20 protein-coding genes are annotated in these 18,172 nt (G+C 56.8%); 7 read left to right on the forward strand and 13 right to left on the reverse strand.

Annotated features, from left to right (window positions below):
• Nucleotides 1-33: 33 nt before the first annotated feature.
• The gene (locus BM069_RS03390) at nucleotides 34-1,299 is read left to right on the forward strand and encodes a glutamate-5-semialdehyde dehydrogenase (protein WP_093320233.1); all 1,266 of its coding nucleotides are present in this window, start codon (nucleotides 34-36) and stop codon (nucleotides 1,297-1,299) included.
• Nucleotides 1,300-1,305: 6 nt separating this feature from the next.
• On the opposite strand, the gene BM069_RS03395 is transcribed toward BM069_RS03390, so the two are convergent.
• Complete coding sequence (locus BM069_RS03395) at nucleotides 1,306-1,902, reverse strand: histidine phosphotransferase family protein (protein ID WP_093320236.1); 597 nt, start codon at nucleotides 1,900-1,902, stop codon at nucleotides 1,306-1,308.
• Nucleotides 1,903-1,930: 28 nt separating this feature from the next.
• On the opposite strand from BM069_RS03395, the gene BM069_RS03400 reads away from it, so the two are divergent.
• The 3 genes from BM069_RS03400 to olsA all read left to right on the forward strand — a co-directional run bounded on the left by BM069_RS03400 (nucleotide 1,931) and on the right by olsA (nucleotide 3,844).
• The gene (locus tag BM069_RS03400) at nucleotides 1,931-2,113 is read left to right on the forward strand and encodes a DUF3553 domain-containing protein (protein ID WP_093320239.1); all 183 of its coding nucleotides are present in this window, start codon (nucleotides 1,931-1,933) and stop codon (nucleotides 2,111-2,113) included.
• Between the two features lie 133 nt (nucleotides 2,114-2,246).
• Nucleotides 2,247-3,023 (forward strand): L-ornithine N(alpha)-acyltransferase, encoded by a 777-nt coding sequence (gene olsB, locus BM069_RS03405; protein WP_093320240.1) that lies wholly within the window; start codon nucleotides 2,247-2,249, stop codon nucleotides 3,021-3,023.
• Nucleotides 3,020-3,844: a lyso-ornithine lipid O-acyltransferase gene (gene olsA, locus BM069_RS03410; protein WP_483151436.1), complete on the forward strand. Its 825-nt coding sequence runs from the start codon at nucleotides 3,020-3,022 to the stop codon at nucleotides 3,842-3,844. Before olsB ends, olsA begins: the two co-directional genes overlap by 4 nt.
• Before the next feature lie 10 nt (nucleotides 3,845-3,854).
• On the opposite strand, the gene BM069_RS03415 is transcribed toward olsA, so the two are convergent.
• Nucleotides 3,855-4,463: a glutathione S-transferase family protein gene (locus BM069_RS03415; protein ID WP_093320243.1), complete on the reverse strand. Its 609-nt coding sequence runs from the start codon at nucleotides 4,461-4,463 to the stop codon at nucleotides 3,855-3,857.
• Nucleotides 4,464-4,745: 282 nt separating this feature from the next.
• Between BM069_RS03415 and rpsB the strand changes: the two genes are divergently transcribed.
• Nucleotides 4,746-5,543: a 30S ribosomal protein S2 gene (gene rpsB / locus BM069_RS03420; RefSeq protein ID WP_093320246.1), complete on the forward strand. Its 798-nt coding sequence runs from the start codon at nucleotides 4,746-4,748 to the stop codon at nucleotides 5,541-5,543.
• 68 nt (nucleotides 5,544-5,611) lie between these two features.
• On the forward strand, nucleotides 5,612-6,487 hold the full coding sequence (gene tsf / locus BM069_RS03425; protein ID WP_093320249.1) for a translation elongation factor Ts: 876 nt from the start codon (nucleotides 5,612-5,614) through the stop codon (nucleotides 6,485-6,487).
• 391 nt (nucleotides 6,488-6,878) lie between these two features.
• Here tsf and BM069_RS03430 read toward each other — a convergent pair whose 3' ends face one another.
• The 11 genes from BM069_RS03430 to BM069_RS03480 form a co-directional block, all read right to left on the reverse strand.
• Nucleotides 6,879-7,643: a LuxR family transcriptional regulator gene (locus tag BM069_RS03430; RefSeq protein WP_093320252.1), complete on the reverse strand. Its 765-nt coding sequence runs from the start codon at nucleotides 7,641-7,643 to the stop codon at nucleotides 6,879-6,881.
• A 209-nt stretch (nucleotides 7,644-7,852) separates the two neighbouring features.
• Nucleotides 7,853-8,542, reverse strand: a complete 690-nt coding sequence (gene phoB / locus BM069_RS03435; RefSeq protein ID WP_093320254.1) for a phosphate regulon transcriptional regulator PhoB — start codon at nucleotides 8,540-8,542, stop codon at nucleotides 7,853-7,855.
• Between the two features lie 10 nt (nucleotides 8,543-8,552).
• Nucleotides 8,553-9,251, reverse strand: a complete 699-nt coding sequence (phoU, locus tag BM069_RS03440) for a phosphate signaling complex protein PhoU (protein ID WP_093320256.1) — start codon at nucleotides 9,249-9,251, stop codon at nucleotides 8,553-8,555.
• A gap of 14 nt (nucleotides 9,252-9,265) precedes the next feature.
• Nucleotides 9,266-10,063 (reverse strand): phosphate ABC transporter ATP-binding protein PstB, encoded by a 798-nt coding sequence (gene pstB, locus BM069_RS03445; protein WP_093320258.1) that lies wholly within the window; start codon nucleotides 10,061-10,063, stop codon nucleotides 9,266-9,268.
• Nucleotides 10,064-10,080: 17 nt separating this feature from the next.
• Nucleotides 10,081-11,409 carry a phosphate ABC transporter permease PstA gene (pstA, locus tag BM069_RS03450; RefSeq protein ID WP_093320261.1) on the reverse strand — a complete coding sequence of 443 codons (1,329 nt, stop codon included), beginning with the start codon at nucleotides 11,407-11,409 and terminating at the stop codon, nucleotides 10,081-10,083.
• Nucleotides 11,406-12,866, reverse strand: a complete 1,461-nt coding sequence (gene pstC, locus BM069_RS03455) for a phosphate ABC transporter permease subunit PstC (protein WP_093320262.1) — start codon at nucleotides 12,864-12,866, stop codon at nucleotides 11,406-11,408. Before pstC ends, pstA begins: the two co-directional genes overlap by 4 nt.
• 69 nt (nucleotides 12,867-12,935) lie before the next feature.
• Nucleotides 12,936-13,946 carry a substrate-binding domain-containing protein gene (locus BM069_RS03460; RefSeq protein ID WP_093320265.1) on the reverse strand — a complete coding sequence of 337 codons (1,011 nt, stop codon included), beginning with the start codon at nucleotides 13,944-13,946 and terminating at the stop codon, nucleotides 12,936-12,938.
• 126 nt (nucleotides 13,947-14,072) lie between these two features.
• Entirely contained in the window at nucleotides 14,073-15,101 is a 1,029-nt protein-coding gene (locus BM069_RS03465; RefSeq protein ID WP_093320268.1) for an ATP-binding protein, read from the reverse strand.
• Between the two features lie 77 nt (nucleotides 15,102-15,178).
• Nucleotides 15,179-15,718, reverse strand: a complete 540-nt coding sequence (locus tag BM069_RS03470; protein WP_093320270.1) for a gamma carbonic anhydrase family protein — start codon at nucleotides 15,716-15,718, stop codon at nucleotides 15,179-15,181.
• Nucleotides 15,718-16,359, reverse strand: coding sequence for a guanylate kinase (gene gmk / locus BM069_RS03475; RefSeq protein WP_093320273.1), 642 nt, complete (start codon nucleotides 16,357-16,359; stop codon nucleotides 15,718-15,720). Before gmk ends, BM069_RS03470 begins: the two co-directional genes overlap by 1 nt.
• Before the next feature lie 4 nt (nucleotides 16,360-16,363).
• Entirely contained in the window at nucleotides 16,364-17,254 is an 891-nt protein-coding gene (locus BM069_RS03480; protein WP_244503516.1) for a YicC/YloC family endoribonuclease, read from the reverse strand.
• Between the two features lie 212 nt (nucleotides 17,255-17,466).
• Between BM069_RS03480 and BM069_RS03485 the strand changes: the two genes are divergently transcribed.
• Nucleotides 17,467-18,138 (forward strand): PAS domain-containing protein, encoded by a 672-nt coding sequence (locus BM069_RS03485; RefSeq protein WP_170846665.1) that lies wholly within the window; start codon nucleotides 17,467-17,469, stop codon nucleotides 18,136-18,138.
• The last annotated feature ends 34 nt before the right edge of the window (nucleotides 18,139-18,172 follow it).

Genomic DNA, 18,172 nt, shown 5'->3' on the forward strand with positions numbered 1-18,172 from the left:
GGCATTATCCAAACCACGCAAAGGAAAAATCTGATGAAAGACATCGCAGATATCCCCGCCCTGATGACAGAGCTTGGCCAGAACGCCAAAGCCGCAGCAGCAGAGTTGGCCTTTGCCCCGGCCCCAGCGAAACAGCGCGCGCTTGAAGTGGCGGCCGATGCCGTTTGGGCGCGGCGTGCCAAGATCATCGAGGCCAACAAGAAAGACCTCGAGTTCGGCCGGAACAAAGGCCTGTCAGACGCGATGATGGACCGCTTGATGCTGGATGAAGAGCGCATTCAGGGCATTGTAGGCGGCTTGCGCGCGGTGGCGGCACAGAACGATCCGGTGGGCGAGGTTCTGGAAGAGTGGGATCGTCCCACGGGTCTGAACATTCGCCGCGTGCGCACGCCCTTGGGCGTGGTTGGTGTGATCTATGAAAGCCGTCCGAATGTGACCGCTGATGCCGGTGCGCTATGCCTGAAATCCGGCAATGCGGTGATCCTGCGTGGCGGCTCGGAAGGCTTTAACAGCTCCGGTGCGATCCATGCCTGTCTGGTCGAGGGGCTGAAGGCGGCGGGCCTGCCGGAAGCGTCGATCCAGTTGGTGCCGACCCGCGATCGGGCTGCGGTGCAGGAACTGTTGACCATGGTGGACACGGTTGACGTGATCGTGCCACGCGGTGGTAAGGGGCTTGTCGGACTGGTGCAGCGCGAGGCGCGTGTGCCGGTGTTTGCCCACCTTGAGGGCATTGTTCACATCTATGTCGACAAAGCGGCCGACCCGCAAAAAGCCATGGAGGTGATCCTGAACGCCAAGACGCGGCGCACGGGGATTTGCGGCGCGGCGGAATGCCTGTTGATCCACGAGGATCTTGTGGACAGTCTGGGCGCGGATGTTGTGGCGATGCTGGTGGCGGCAGGCGTGCGGGTGCATGCGGATACGCGCCTTCAGGCGGTTGAAGGCACACTTGCGGCGTCTGATGCGGATTGGGGCAAGGAATATCTGGATATGGATATAGCTGCCAAAGTGGTCAGCGATGTGGACGAGGCAATTGCCCACATTCGCCGGTATGGCTCTGATCACACCGATTGTATTCTCACCGAATATGATGCGGTGGCAGAGCGGTTCTTTGAACGGGTCGACAGCGCGATCCTGATGCGCAACGCCTCAACCCAGTTTGCGGATGGGGGCGAATTTGGCATGGGTGCGGAAATCGGCATTGCCACGGGCAAAATGCACGCCCGTGGTCCCGTCGGTGCGGCGCAGCTTACCAGTTTCAAATATCTGGTGGTTGGTGACGGAACCACCCGCGCCTGATCGACTTTAGAATGTCAGTTCCAGCTTGGTGTCACTCTGGCTGGTACTGACGGATCGGCCCAAAGTGCTGGCCCATTGCGGCAAAAGCCCGAATTGCACCTGATTTGGTGCGAGGGTTTGAGGCACATCGCCCGACACCAAGGCGGGCCAGAGCGTGTCGTCAACGCGCAGTTTTTCGCTCTCGCCAATCACCTGCCAACCGCCTTGAGTGCGATGCACGCTGATCACGCCGCCGAAGGGTAGGGCGGTCTCAAAACAGAGAATGGCAAGAAATGCGAGGCGCAGTTCGGTGCGTTCAACCGCGCCTTGAACTGTCCAGTCCACCATCGTGCGCGCACCGATCGCCATGTTGTCCAGGATGGTCAGAATTTCCTGCTCGCCCACCTGCTGTTCTGCTGAGGCCTGACCAAAGGCCACGCGGAAGAACCGAATTTTGGCGTTTGCGTTTTGCACGCTGTCTGCGATCAGCGACAACTCTGGGGCCTTGGCGCCTCCGGCCAGTTCGATCAGTTCCATGCCATTGCTGATGGCGCCAATCGGGCTGATCAGGTCGTGGCAAATGCGGGAGCCTACCAACGCGGCCAAATCCGGTTTATGTGTCATCTTATCACTCCTGACGCGTGGACCCATCATGACCGACCTCAACGCATTTCTAGAGCCCGGTGCGCTCGTGACCCATCCCGATCAGCCTGATTGGGGCATAGGACAAGTGCAATCCAATATCGGTGGAAAAGTCACCGTGAATTTCCGCGAAGCGGGCAAGGTTGTTATTGATAGCAATCGTATAATGCTCAATTGGAGTCATGCGGAATAATTGGTTAACATTTGGTTCACGCCCGTGATGTTGCGTCAAGCTTTGAGCGGAAAACCGGCAAAAGAAGCGGCTTGGTTGATTTCACGTGTGCCTCTGCCTAAAACCTCCGCAACAAGAGGCGCAGACGCAAAAAATGGCACATACCCCCGATTTTGAAGTGAGACTTGCGAGGTCAGAAGAAGACCTTAAAGCCGCGCAGAGGTTGCGGTATCGGGTGTTTGTCGAGGAACTGGGCAGCGGCGGTGATCTGGTGGATCATGAGGGCAGGCTGGAGCGCGACAAGTTTGATCCCTTCTTTGATCACATGATTTTAGTAGATCGTGCCTTGGCATGCGAGGACATCGACAAAGTGGTCGGGGTCTATCGGTTGTTGCGTCAGGATATGGCGGAGGAAATGGGGCAGTTTTATTCCGAGGACGAGTATGACCTGTCCAAACTGAAGGCCTCGGGCCGGCGGTTGATGGAACTGGGGCGATCTTGCCTGTTGCCAGAGTATCGCGGCGGGGCGGCGATGTTTCATCTGTGGAACGCCATGGCGGCTTATGTGGCTGAGCACGAGATCGAAATCCTGTTTGGTGTCGCGAGTTTTCACGGCACGGATGTGGAGGCCTTGGCGCAGCCTTTGTCGCTGCTCCATCACAGGCATCTCGCGCCCGAGGACATTCGGACACGGATTTTGCCGCAGCATCACCAGAGTATGAATCTGATGGCGGAAGACCAAATTGATCGACGGGCCGCCATGGTTGAGGTGCCTGCCTTGATCAAAGCTTACCTGAGATTGGGCGGCTTTGTCGGGGAGGGGGCATTCATCGACCGGACGTTCAACACCACGGACGTGTGCCTGATCCTTGATACGGCACGGATGAATGAAAAGAACCGCGCGCTTTATTCTAAGGGTCGACCGTCGTGACAGCTTGGGAAAGCGAAGAGGGATACCTGCCGCACAAGCCCTTGGGCGTGGGCGGTTGGATGCGGGTGATCCTGCGGGGCGTTCCGCTGGCACTACTGGTGTTTGGTTGTTTGATCCTGCTGCTGTTGGTGCGCATGGTTGAGGCCCCGTTGTTTGGCCTACATCGCCCGTGGACGCCCTATATCACTCGGTTTGTGTGCCGAAATGCCTTTCGCATTCTGGGCATTGGTTTCTCTTCACGCGGCCGCCCGATGACCCACCGCGGGGCGGTGGTGGCGAACCATTCTTCGTGGCTGGATATTTTCACGCTGAACGCGAGAAAGAACGTCTATTTTGTCAGCAAGGCCGAAGTGGCAAAGTGGCCAGGCATCGGCTGGCTGGCGCGGGCCACGGGCACGGTGTTTATCAACCGTGACCGACGTGAGGCGGCGGCGCAGAAGAAGGTGTTTGAGGACCGGCTTCTGGCAGGTCACAAGTTGCTGTTCTTTCCCGAGGGCACAAGCACGGATGGCCAGCAGATCCTGCCGTTCAAATCTACGCTGTTTGCGGCGTTTTTTGATGAGCGTCTGCGTGAAGAAATGCACATCCAGCCCGTTACCGTGCGCTATATCGCACCGCAAGGTGAAGATCCGCGGTTTTATGGTTGGTGGGGAGATATGGATTTTGGGCCGCATTTGCTGATTACGCTTGGCGCGCGTCGACAGGGGCGGGTTGAAGTTGTGTATCATCCGGAGCTGGTGGTCTCGGATTATACCAGTCGCAAAGCCTTGGCAGAGGCTGCGGAAACGTCGGTCCGCAGCGCTCTTGTGGTGGCGCAATAGAGAGGCGGTGTTAGCCCTCGTCGCGGGCCTTTGCGCGCTGAAATGCGGGGCGGGCGTGCATGGCCTCAACAAATCTGGCCAAAGCGGGATATGCCTTGGCGCCTTGACCACGCACGGCGATTTCTGCCGGAAAGATCATCATCACATCCACCGCCGACAGATCATCCAGCACAAAGTGGCCCGACGGGCGCAACAGGCTGTCCATATAGCTGAAGTGATTGTCCATCTCCGAGGTGATACGCGGCTGTAGCGGCGCTGCGGCCTCACCCAGCATTGAGGTATACAGGCCGAGGAGAGGTGGCAGCATGGCCGAGCCTTCGGCAAAATGCATCAATTCAAGGTGCTGCACATAAGAAGCGGTTCCGGCCTCAGGGATCATGTGCGGCGCGTGCCGGTAACAGATGCGTTCCACGATGGCAGCGGATTCCGAAATCACGCGACCGTTCATTTCGATCACCGGAGATTTGCCAAGCGGGTGAATTTCCTTGAGTTCCGGCGGCGCAAGACGGGTCTTGGGATCGCGGTGATAAGCGATCAACTCATAGTCGGCGCCGATCTCTTCGAGCAGCCACATAATGCGCAGAGAGCGGGATTTGTTCAGATGGTGCAGGCGGATCATGGCGGTCTCCTTGTGACTGTTCGCACCCTAGTGTACGAAATGCCGCCTCCAATAGGAGAAATTGCAGTTTTTCGGACGCGGCGTCATGGAATTTCGGAAAACCCTGCAGAACCTGTGAAAACAGGGTTGCACAGCCCGCAAACCTTATGTAAACGCGCGTCATTCAAACCCGCAGGCGGGGTTTGGGCTTGGGCAGGGGAGACATCCCTGTCGGTCCGCCGGTTGGAGCATCCGCTCTCACTTCTCCCCGCCAAGGCGTAAACCGGAAAAGGAAATACAAGCATGGCTCTTCCTGAGTTCTCCATGCGTCAGCTGCTGGAAGCTGGCGTTCACTTTGGCCACCAAACGCAACGCTGGAACCCCCGTATGGGCGAGTTCATCTATGGTTCGCGTAACGGCATCCACATTTTCGACCTGACACAGACCGTTCCGATGCTGGACGCAGGTCTGAACGCGATCCGCGACACCGTTGCCAAAGGCGGCCGTGTTCTGTTCGTGGGCACCAAGCGTCAGGCAGCTGGTCCGATCGCGGACGCAGCGGACAAATCTGCTCAGTACTTCATGAACCACCGCTGGCTCGGCGGCACGCTGACCAACTGGAAAACTGTTTCCCAGTCCATCAACCGTCTGAAAGAGATCGACGAAAAGATGGCGACTGGCGCAGAAGGTCTGACCAAGAAAGAGCGTCTTGGCATGGAACGTGACCAGGAGAAGCTGCAAGCTTCCCTCGGCGGTATCCGTGACATGGGCGGCGTTCCTGACCTGCTGTTCGTCATCGACGTGAAAAAAGAAGCTCTGGCCATCGCCGAAGCCAACAAACTGGGTATTCCTGTTGTGGCTGTTGTCGACACCAACTGCTCGCCTGACGGCGTAGACTACATCATCCCGGGCAACGACGACGCGGCCCGCGCGATTGCTCTGTACTGCGATCTGGCAGCACGTGCGGCTCTGGACGGCATGACCGCTCAGATGGGCGCAGCTGGCGTTGACCTGGGTGCTTTCGAAGAAGCACCGGCAGAAGAAGTTGTTGCAGAAGACGCTCCGGCGGCAGAAGCAGCGACCGAAGAAGCGCAGGCTTAATTTTCTGATACGGGGGCAGGGTACGCCCGCCCCCTTTTTATCCCCAATTCTGACGAGGAGAGCCAAAAATGGCGATCACAGCAGCAATGGTAAAAGAACTGCGCGAGATGACCGGCGCAGGCATGATGGACGCGAAAAAAGCGTTGACCGAAACTGATGGCGACCAGGAAGCAGCAATCGATTGGCTGCGCACCAAAGGTCTGGCGAAAGCGGCGAAGAAATCCGGCCGTACAGCAGCCGAAGGTCTGGTGGCCGTAAAGGTTGAAGGCAACAAAGGTGTTGCGGTTGAGGTGAACTCCGAAACCGACTTTGTTGGCAAAAACGCCGACTTCCAGAGCATGGTTTCCGCGATCGCTGGCGCGGCGCTGAACGTTTCTGACGTTGACGCGCTGAAGGCAGCCGATCTGGGTGGCAAGACTGTTGAAGAAACCGTGACTGCCGCCGTGGCAACCATCGGTGAAAACATGTCCGTACGCCGTATGGCGACCGTGGAAGGCGACGTTGTGACCTCTTATGTTCACAACCCAGCAGCCGACGGCATGGGCAAAATCGGTGTTCTCGTTGCGCTGAAAGGCGGCGACGAAGCTTTCGGTAAGCAGGTTGCCATGCACATCGCAGCCGCAGCGCCTCAGGCTCTGGGCGAAGATGACCTGGATCCGGCTGTTGTCGAAAAAGAGAAAAACGTTCAGATCGAGATCGCACGTGAATCCGGCAAGCCGGAGCAGGTGATCGAGAAGATGATCGTTGGTCGCATGAAGAAATTCATGGCCGAAGTGACCCTGCTGGGCCAGAACTTCGTGATCAACCCTGACCTGACCGTTGCAGCAGCCGCAAAAGAAGCTGGCGCTGAAATCGTTGGCTATGTCCGCATGGAAGTGGGCGAAGGCATCGAGAAAAAAGAAGAAGACTTTGCAGCAGAAGTGGCAAAAGCCGCTCAGGGCTAAGTCCTTTCGCACAAGTTATTCAAAAGGCCGCTCCGGTTGGGGCGGCCTTTTTGCATTGCGGGGACATATGAAATTGATCCGCGAAAGTCAGCGCGACAAAAAAAGAAACGGCGCCACCCTGGGGGATGACACCGTCCTTTTTCTCGGTCTCCATTTACATGGGGATGGGGAGACCTCCGAAAATTGCCAACTCGAAGGTCGAAATAAACCTTCAAGCCGACGTCCGGGTTTTACCGGTCAAAACGGAGAGCTTTGATATTGCAAAGATCCATCTTGAAATGTTCCTCAGGCCAAAGCCACCACTCACGGAACACCGCTATTTTGGCACCGCTACGACCTATCATACAAGTCAGGGTTCCCATACTAATGGATAGGTTTTTGATAACACGTGCTATTTTGGCACTTCCAACAGGTAAATTTGCTTCATAAACGATGCTTTGAGCAGCGCCTGCGCTGTTGTTTCAACATTCATAGCGTCGCGCGCGAGTCGCAAATGCTTCTCGACTGTGGCCGGCGTACGTTCAATCAGGACCGCGATGTCCTGAATGGTTTTGCCGTCGCCGACCCATTCCAAAACCTCGCGTTGCCGGCTGGTCAACTCGCGTTCGGAATTGGAGTAGGGGAGGGATTGCACCTTGAGATGAGCCACATTGTTCATCAGGCTGATTTCGCGGCCATGTTCGGCCCAGATCGCATCCACTGCGGCCTGCGAGAGATCGCTTCGCGCCGCAAGGGAAATCGCACCTTTGTTGCGTGTGGACACAGTTGGAAAGCTCACGGTGTAGCCCGCGTTGATGCCGAAGCTGCGGTTGACCCGAAGAACGTTCGTTTGTTGTTCGGACAATTCGCCGTTTTCCAAAGCTTCGGCAGCGCGCGACCAGCTTGCGGCACCGGCGTTGTTCATCGTCCACTCAAACATTGGGCCGTCAATATACAAACCTTCGTTGATAAAGCGATGCAGATAGTTCGGGTCGTGATTGGACAGCACGAAAAAATCGTCTGTGTCACCAACGGTCATTCCACTGCGGTAATTGGTGTATCCGTAGATGATGCGATCAAAGCCAAACTTTTTCATTTGCGCGCAATGAGCGTCCCAGAGTTCCTCAAGTCGTGTTTGCTGAGTCAGGGATTCAATGTAGTCTAGCGTGTCGTTCATCAGCTAATTTCTGCTTTAGAATGTATTCTGTTGTGGCAGACTTTACTTGTTCGGTAGCGAAGCTGTCCAGTGGCGAATGTGTGATCATCCTAATAGCCAATAATTACCATAATACCTATTATGCGCACTCCCTGTGGAGCGCATCGGAAACCAAAGAGTCTTTGAATTATACGTGAGGGTTTGCCCATAAGGCATTGAAAAATCACAGTTTACCCAAGAGCATATCCGGCCCCTCTTACGGTACGTAACGGATCCTCACCACCGTGCACACAGAGCGATTTACGAAGACGCCCGATGTGAACGTCAACCGTACGGCTGTCGACATAAATGTCGCGCCCCCAAACTCTATCGAGCAATTGTTCACGGCTCCAGACACGGCCCGGTTTCTCCATGAAGGTTGTGAGCAACCTGAATTCGGTTGGCCCGAGTTTGAGCGGTTTGTTCTGACGTGTGACGCGATGGGTTTCCGCATCAAGAATGATGTCTTCATAGGTCAATTGTTTGCCAACCGCTGCTGGACGCACGCGGCGCAACTGATTGCGCACACGGGCCATCAGCTCGAGCACAGAGTACGGTTTGACCACATAGTCATCCGCTCCGGTTTCAAGTCCCCTCACCCGGTCCACTTCTTCAGACCGCGCGGACAACATGATCACCGGAATGGCGTTGGTCTCGGGCCTAGTCTTCAGCCGACGGCAGACCTCGATACCTGAGGTGCCCGGAAGCATCCAGTCCAGAACAATAACGTCTGGCTGAACCTCATCGACCAGGATCAACGCCTCGTCACCGTCAGGTGCGACTTCGACGTGAAATCCCTCGGATTGCAAATTGTAGGCCAGCACTTCGCGTTGCGCCGGTTCGTCTTCTACGATGAGAACTGTGGGACGGTCGTTGGTCATAGGACTTGGCTTATTCCGGTTCGTAGCGCGTGGCTTTGGGGCGGTTGTCTTCGGGCATGGAACCGGACACCAGATAAATGGTCTGTTCGGCAATCGAGGTGACATGATCGCCCATGCGCTCGGTGTTTTTGGCTATGAAATGCAGGTGCATACAAGGTGTGATGTGGCGCGGATCTTCCATCATAAAGGTCAGGAATTCGCGGAACAGCGCGTTGTACATCTGATCCACATCGCGATCCCTAAGCAGGACATCCTGCGCCTTTTCTACATCGCGTTCGATAAAGGCGTCTAAAACGTCCTTGAGCATGAGTTGGACTTCTCGGGCCATGCGCTGAAGGGCGCCGCGGGCACCTTCGATGGGCGTCAGCTGAACCAGAACGGTGTTTCGCTTGGCCATGTTCTTGGCATAGTCGCCAATACGTTCGAGATTTCCGGAAATTTTCATCACCGACAGCACCATACGCAGATCAAGCGCCGCGGGCGCGCGCAGAGCGATCAGATTGGCACATTCTTCGTTGATGAGCGTGTCCAAGTCGTCAATCGCCTGATCTCTCCGGATCACTTCGGCGGACAGTTCTTCGTCCTGATTGAGCAAGGATTGAGAGGCGTCAACGATCGCCGCCTCGACCAGACCGCCCATTTTCATGACGTGTGCCTGGATGCCCTCGAGATCGCGGTCAAAAGCGGAAACAATATGTTGATCAGACATTTAGATGGTACTCCTCAACCGATCCGGCCGGTGATGTAATTTTGGGTGCGCTCGTCTTGCGGGTTGGTAAAGATTTGCGTGGTGTCGCCAAATTCCACCAGATTGCCAAGGTGGAAGAAGGCGGTTTTCTGGCTGACGCGCGCGGCCTGTTGCATCGAGTGGGTGACGATGACTACCGAGAACTGGCTGCGCAACTCGTCAATGAGTTCTTCGACCTGTGCGGTGGCAATAGGATCAAGAGCGGAACAAGGTTCATCCATCAGAAGAACTTCGGGCTCCGTGGCCACTGCACGGGCGATACACAGACGCTGTTGCTGGCCACCGGACAGACCGGTTCCAGGTGCATCAAGGCGGTCTTTGACCTCATCCCAGATGGCGCCCCGGCGCAAGGATTTCTCAACGATTTCATCCAGTTCCGACTTGTTCTTGGCAAGACCGTGAATGCGCGGGCCATAGGCCACATTGTCATAGATCGACTTGGGAAACGGATTGGGTTTCTGAAACACCATGCCCACTTTGGCGCGCAGTTGTACAGGATCGACCCGCTTGTCATAGATGTCTTCGCCATCAATCAGGATGTCACCGGTGACACGACAGATGTCGATGGTGTCGTTCATGCGGTTGATGCAGCGCAGGAAGGTCGACTTGCCGCAACCAGACGGGCCGATGAAGGCGGTCACGGTTTTGGCGTCGATATCGACGTTCACGTCTTTGATCGCGTGGGTGTCGCCGTAGTGCACCTGCACATTGCGGGCGGAGATTTTTGTGGTTGTCTGGTCCATGGCGTTCCCCAGTTGTGGTGCGTCATACATGGGTGTTTTTCCTCAGCTTACCAACGGCGTTCAAAACGGCGGCGCAGGATAATGGCGATGGTATTCATCAACAGCAAGAACACCAGCAATACGATGATGGCGCCAGAGGCGCGTTCGACAAAGGCGGGGTCCGCGCGTTGGGTCCAGTTGTAGACCTGAACCGGAAGCGCGGCGGCGGGATCAAAGAACCCTTCGGGCGGCGCGGAGGGGTATTCGCGGACAAAGGCAACCATACCGATCAAAAGAAGCGGCGCGGTTTCCCCAAGTGCTTGTGCCAGACCGATGATCGTGCCCGTTAGGATACCTGGGGCTGCGAGAGGCAGCACGTGATGAAACACCGCCTGCATTTTGGAGGCCCCTACCCCAAGTGCTGCGTCACGGATCGAAGGCGGCACGGCTTTCAGCGAGGCGCGTGTGGCGATGATGATTGTGGGCAGCGTCATCAGGGTTAGAACAAGGCCGCCAACGATGGGTGCGGATTGCGGCAGGCCAGCAAAGTTGATGAAAATCGCCAGACCGAGTATACCAAAGACGATGGAGGGCACGGCCGCGAGGTTGGAAATGTTGACCTCAACCAGATCGGTGAACCAGTTCTTGGGCGCAAATTCTTCCAGATAGATCGACGCCGCAACACCGATTGGCAGCGCCAGAAAGAGAACGATAACCATCATGTAGACAGAGCCAAGGATCGCGACACCGAGGCCTGCGGCTTCGGGACGGTTTTCAGAGGCGTCCGCACGGGTCAGAAAGCCCCAGTTGAAGGAAGTCTTGAGCAGTCCTGCGTCCTTCAGTTTATCGGCGAACTGAAGCTGTTGGGGCGAGACATTCTTGTCGCGTTCCGCGCTCTGCATCGTTACGCGGCCTTTGTAGTAGCCGTCGATGCGACCTGAGGCGAGGAACTTGAAGCTGACGGTTTCGCCAATCATGTCGGGGTTGGCCAGAACAAAGCGGCGCATTTCGGCGGCGCCTTCTTTGGAGATCATTTTGGCGGCGTCTTTGGATTTGAGACCTTCGACAGCCAATTCCGGCTTGGCCAGTTGCTCTTCGAGCGCCTTTTTGATCAGCGGCGCATAGCCAAATGTCGAAACCTTGCGGATTTTTTCCAGATCGCTGGAGCCGTCTTTGTCGAGCTTGGCCGGATCAAGATACACGTCCAGCGTGATGAAGGTTTGCTTGAAGGCCGGTAGGCCGCCGGAGAAGATCGACGTCATCAACCCGACAAGCGCGAGCATGGCCAGAGTGATGGCGATCACGCCATAGGTGCGGAACCGCTTTTCGGCAACGTTGCGGCGGCGTGTGCGGTCGTCGACAGTCAGGATCGACGTGGTTGGGGTGACGTCGGTCATTCGTACTGCTCCCGGTATTTACGGACGATATAAAGCGCGAGGACATTGAGCCCCAGCGTGATGACAAAAAGCGACAGGCCAAGGGCAAAGGCCACGAGGGTTTCGGGGCTGGCAAATTCGGTGTCGCCGGTCAGTTGGCTGACGATTTTCACAGTGATGGTGGTCATGGCCTCAAGCGGGTTGAGGCTGAGCTTGGCCGCGGCCCCTGCCCCCATGACCACGATCATGGTCTCGCCAATGGCGCGTGACGCGGCCAGAATGATGGCCCCCACGATGCCCGGAAGCGCGGCGGGCAGGATAACCTGTTTCACGGTTTCCGATTGCGTTGCGCCAAGGCCATAAGAGCCGTCGCGCATGGATTGCGGCACCGCGTTGATCACATCATCGGACAGCGAGGACACAAAGGGGATCAGCATGATGCCCATCACAAGCCCTGCGGTCAGCACCGAAGAGGACGACTGGCCAAGGCCCAGAGGTTGCGCGAAGTAGTCCCGCAGCAAAGGGCCTACGGTGATCAGGGCAAAAAGGCCGTAGACGATGGTCGGGATGCCGGCGAGCACTTCGACCGCGGGTTTCACGATGGAGCGCACTTTGGAGGAAGCATATTCCGAAAGGTAGATCGCCACAAAGAGGCCAATCGGCACCGCAAAGACCAGCGCCACAAAGGACACATAAAGCGTGCCCCACAGGAGCGGGATGATGCCAAGGTCTGAGCCGCCGGTGAACTGCGGATTCCAAGTGAGATTGAAGAAAAAGTCCTTCGCCGGATACATGCGGAAGAAGTTTGAGGTCTCAAAAATCAGCGAGGCGATGATGCCGATTGTGGTCAGAATGGCCACAAAGGACGATAGGACCAAAAGTGATTTGATGGCGGCCTCGGACACATTGCGCGCGCGGTAGTCCGGCTTGGTAAGTGACAGGGCCACAGCAAACCCGACAAGCGCGATGGCAATGGAGACAACCGCCATGTAGCCGCGCGCGGCGGCCGTTTTTGCTCGGTAGGCAACCGAGGCGTCCAGAACGTTGGGCTTGATGTCGGAGGCAACGGCCACTCCAACGCCAGCGAGAACGCCGCGCACGTCGGTGTTGTCGAGATTAAGCGTTTCGATTTCAGGTTCAGACAACGCGCCGGCAACAACCGCGGTATCAAGACCGCTGGAAATGCGGCGTACATCGGCCATGATCAACTCAAGAGAGCTACCTTCGGCGATATCTGTGGGCAGGATCATATCGGAAATGCGGTTTTCGATCATCATCGGCTGAAGGATCAACCAGACCGCTGTAACCAGCAGCGCTGGAACGGCGGAAAACAGAAACACCGCCTGACCATAGTAGCCGGGCAAGGAATGGAGTTGGCGAATGTCGCCACCTGCACTGTTGAGGGCGCGTGACCTCCCAACAAAAAAACCGACAATCGCGATCGCGATGACGGCGAGGATTACGAGACCGGCGCTCATATTAACTCCATGCGCATAAGGGTGGTCAGGGGATGGCGCCCCGATTTCGGGACGCCATCGTCAGTCAGTTTAGTTCAGAGGCTGCATCGGGGTGCCGTTGGCAACCATGTCCTGTGTGGCGGACAGTTCCGGATCAGACACGAGACCGTATTCCGCCAGCGGGCCGTCAGGGCCCGCCATGTCGTCAGACACGAAGAACTCGACGTATTCCTGAAGGCCCGGGATCACGCCGAGGTGCGCTTTCTTCACGTAGAAGAACAGCGGGCGGGAAACAGGGTATTCACCGGAAGCCACGGTTTCAGTCGAGGGCACAACGTTGTCCATCGTGGCCACAACCAGTTTGTCGGTGTTGTTCTGGTAGAACGACAGACCAAAGACGCCGATGGCGTTTTTGTTGGCATCCAGACGCGCCAGCGTTTCGGTGTAGTCGCCGTCGATGTCGACAGAAACGCCATCAGTGCGCAGCGCGTGGCAGGCTTTCTTGTCGCCCAGAAGATCCAGCGCGCCAGTGGCTTTACAGCCGGCTTCCAGAACCTTTTTGTCAAACACTTCGCGGGTGCCGTGCTTGGTGCCCGGGATGAAGGCCAGAATATCCTGTGCCGCCAGATCAGCGTTCACGTCGGCCCACTGTTTGTTGGGGTTGGCAACCAGCTTGCCGTCAACAACTACCTGCGCGGCCAGTGCGTTGAACCAGTCCGCAGGGGTGAAACCAAACGACGGGCCGTCGATGTCGGAGGCAAAGACGATGCCATCATAACCAAAGCGCACTTCCATGATCTCGGACACGCCGTTGGTGGCGCAGAGGTCGATGTCGGACTGTTTGATGCGAGAGGAGGAGTTCGCGATGTCGATGGTGTTGGGGCCAACGCCTTCACACATTTTCTTGCGACCCGCGCCGGAACCGCCACCTTCGACAACCGGTGTCGGGAAGTCAAAGTTTTCGCCGAATGCTTCGGCGACGATGGTGGCATAAGGCAGAACGGTGGACGAGCCAGCGATCTGAACCTGATCACGAGCGGTCGCGGTGGTTGCTGCGAAGGCGGCAACGGCAATGGCCGAAGCGGTCAGTTTGACGGACATGTGTAACTCCATTTGTTCCGAACTGTCTGATGACAGTCTCGGAGCCCGATCTAGAACTCTTGCTCAAAGCTTTTGTGACGGGGATGTAACGGTATTATGACAGTCGCCAAAACCGGCAAAAAATTGTTAGCCAAACGGCAGGAAAACGCTGATTGCTGTGCCTTTTCCGAGTGTGCTTTCGATTTCCAGACGCCCACGGTGGCGGTGGACGATGTGTTTTACAATCGCAAGCCCAAGGCCTGTGCCGCCCATTTCCCGTGATCTGTGGGAATCGATTCTGTAAAACCGTTCGGTCAAACGGGGGATGTGAATCTCATCTATCCCGGGACCGTTGTCGGTGACGGTCAGCACTGCGACCTTGCCTTTGACGCCGGTGGCGCGTTCGGCACTCCTGAGCGATAGGGCAACCGATGTCCCCTGCCCGCCGTATTTCAAAGCGTTTTCAATAAGATTGGTGACAAGCTGCAACAGCTGATCCGCGTCTCCCGGTACAACGCAGTCTTCTGCTTGTTGATCCATTCGGATCACGGAGTGACTTTCTTCTGCCAGCGGGGTGAGGTTTTGAATGGCCGACCGCAAAAGCCGGTGCAGATCGACCGGATCTGTTGGGCGCATCCGCGAGAGATCCTCCACGCGGCTCAGAGACAACAAATCGCCGACAAGGCGGTTCATGCGGTTGGCCTCGGCGGACATGATGCCCAAGAACCGGTCCTGAGCCTTGGCATCGCCCTTTGCCGGCCCCTGTAACGTTTCAATGAACCCGAGGATCGCAGTGAGAGGTGTGCGCAACTCGTGGCTGACATTTGCAACAAAATCGCGACGCATCTGGTCGAGTTGACGTTCTTCTGTGATGTCTCGGAAACAGACAAAAGCCCCGCCATTCAACGCAGAAATTGACACATCAAACCGGTGTTCCTGTCGCCCGTCACCGTGCAAATAGACCGTGCGCTGAGGCGCACCAGTGCGCAGACAGATTTGGACCGCTTCATTCAGTGCGGGCTGTCTGAAAACGAGGATCAGAGGCAGGCTTTCACTTGCCTTAGGTTGTAGGTCGACCATCAGGGCGTTGGAGGCCAAAAGGCGCGCGTCGCTATCCACAATAAACGCTGGAAGCGGGATACCTTCGAGGAATGCGGAATCGAATCTTTCAACCATGTGTCAGTGTCCGTTTTGTGTCGCCTTCAGGCTCCGGAAAAAACACATGGGCCGTGACAGGAGTATGACAGCCCGCCTTAGCAGCAGTTCGTGCCGCCCACAGGACGCAACCCTTTGGCAAACCGTTTTGCGTTTTGCTGATAGTGGAGCGCGGACATTTGCAGGCCCTTGATCGCAGCCTTATCAAGTTCGCGCACGATTTTTCCGGGTGCGCCCATGACCAATGAGCCGTCGGGGATCACTTTGCCTTCCGTGATCAAAGCCCCTGCGCCGATCAGGCAATTTTTGCCGATTTTCGCGCCGTTTAATACCGTCGCGCCCATGCCAATCAGAGTGCCGTCTCCGATCGTGCAGCCATGCAGCATTGCCTTGTGGCCGATGGTGCAGTTTTCACCAATCGTAAGGGCAAATCCCGGATCCGTGTGCATCACGGTGTTTTCCTGAACGTTGGAGCCTGCGCCGATGGTGATGGTTTCATTGTCGCCCCGCAGAGTGCAACCAAACCAGATCGAAGTGCCTGCATTCAGAACAACATTGCCGATGACGTTGGCATCTGGTGCCACCCAAGCGTCTTCGTCTTTTTGCGGGGCCAGACCGTCAAGTTCGTAAAGAGGCATTAGGACATCTCCTGAAATTCGTCTTGCAGCGTGCGCACGTGGTTTTGCAACGCGGGCTGTTGCTCGCGGCGCATGCGTTCGGCTGAGATGATGGTTTTCAATTCGGCCTCGGTCGCGTCCAGATCGTCGTTGATCAGGACGTAATCATAGGCGCCCCAGTGGCTGATTTCATCCCAGCTTTTCTGCATGCGTTTTGAAATCACCTCTTCGCTGTCCTGCGCGCGGGTCACAAGGCGGCGGTGCAATTCGGTGATGGAGGGTGGCAGGATGAAAATCGACAGGGCGTGTTTGCCAAGATCGGAATTTCGGATTTGCTGCTCGCCCTGCCAGTCCACGTCAAACAGAACGTCGTTGCCTGCCTCGATGGTGTCTTTGACGGGGCCCGCAGGCGAGCCGTAGAAGTTGCCGAAGACATGCGCATGTTCGAGCATCTGGTTTTCGGCCACTTGGGTTTTGAAGTCATCTTCAGAAAGGAAGAAATACTCGCGGCCGTGTTCTTCGCCGGGGCGCGGTGCGCGCGTTGTAGCAGAGATCGAGAAACTGAGGCCGGAATCCCATGCCATCAGCCGCTTTGCCAATGTGGATTTTCCCGCTCCGGAGGGCGAGGACAGAATGATGAGAAGGCCGCGTCTTTGTGTCATGCTCTTATTCCACGTTTTGTACCTGTTCGCGCATCTGATCGATCACCGCTTTGAGGTCCAGTCCAATTCGCGTCAAATCCACCGATTGCGCCTTTGAGCAAAGCGTGTTGGCCTCGCGGTTAAACTCCTGCATCAGGAAGTCGAGCTTACGGCCCACCGGTCCCTCGGTTTGCAGGAGATCGCGCGCCGCGCTGACATGGGCGTTCAGGCGGTCCAGTTCTTCCATCACATCCGATTTCACGGCGATCATGGCAAGCTCCTGCGCCACGCGCGCCTCATCGGCGCCTTCGGTGTTTTCCATCACCCGTGCCAGATTGTCTTTGAGGGTTTGGGCTGTCGCCTCACGGCGGGCCTCGGCCGCTTCGGAGGCGGAAACCGTTAACCTTTCGATTTGCACCAGCTGCTCGGAGAGCACCTCCAGAAGCGCCTGACCTTCGGCTTCGCGCATTTCGATAAAGCTGGAAATCAAGCTCGGGAGCTGTGCTGTAAGCACGCTCAGAAGCGCTTTGTTATCGGTTTGCGTGACAGTGGTTTCCAGAACCCCGCGCACCGCCATTAGATCCACCGCCCGAGACGGCTGAAGCGCGATGCCCTGCTCCATTGCGGCGCTTTCGACAACTTGCAGCGCATCTATTGCGGCCTGAAGGTTGGTGGGGCTCACCGACAGTGTACCCTGATCTTCGCCTTTGTTTACACGCAGATTGAGGTTCACCGAACCCCGCCCGAGCGCCTTGGACAAGGCGGCGCGCACCGCAGGTTCCAGACCTTCGATCCAGTCCGGCATACGAAGTCGGATATCCAGTCCCTTGGCATTCACGCTGCGCAGATCCCAGGCCCAAGTGTAGCCGTCGGCTTCTCCCTTGAGCGCCGCAAAACCGGTCATCGAATGCAACACGGGCCTCTCCTTCTTCATTGTGGCTTGCTGACACCTAATGCCAATCGCCCCTTAAGGGCAACGAAGCAATCTCACGGTTAACCATTCCGTCGGCTTTTTATCGCAAATTTTCCTAATTCTGTTTAGAACTGCAGATGCATCGGGGGATGTCTCGCGGAAACATGAGTCGCTTTGAGCGCTTACCGCGTGTGCAGTTGGTTGGGACTTTAGACATGGATACGTTTGATCGCGAAACTTTGGGCGCGGACCGTCTGAACGGTGCTTTGGTACTGGAGCGGATGGAAGATTATTGGAACGGGCTTCGGCGCGGCAACACGGTGCCGTATCGTTCTGAGGTTGATCCACGTGCGGTGCAACAGATGCTGCGCCACGCCTTTATTCTTGAGCGGTTGGCTCCGGGTGTTGGGAAGCTACGGGTGTCGTGCGGGGTTTTGACCGACATTCAGGGCATGGACATGCGGGGCATGCCGATCGCCGCGATCATCACCGAAGACAGCCGCGAGGAGTTCCGCGAAATTCTTGAACAGGTGTTCTCGGGCCCGGCCACAGCGCGCATTGATCTCACGACGACGCGCGGTTTCAGATCGAGAGGAAAACGCGCCTCTTTGCTGCTGATGCCATTGCGCAGCGATACGGGGGAAATCAACCGCATCCTTGGCGCAATCACGGTTGACGGCGATGGCCGCAAAGCACCAACGCGGTTTGATTTGGCCGAGAGCCTGATCCGTGAGGTCCACGTAGACGACGACGGTCTTGCCGAACGACTGTCCGTGCGTCCGGTCACGCTTGCGGATCGGCAAAACGCGATGATGCCAGAGGATATTCGGGCCAATACCGTGCCCACGAAACACGCGCACCTGCGATTGGTCGTGTCCGACACCTGAGGCCAGAAGGCGCAGATGTCACATAGCAAAGGGC

This window comes from Shimia haliotis, from assembly GCF_900114415.1.
Taxonomy (GTDB): Bacteria; Pseudomonadota; Alphaproteobacteria; order Rhodobacterales; family Rhodobacteraceae; genus Shimia; species Shimia haliotis.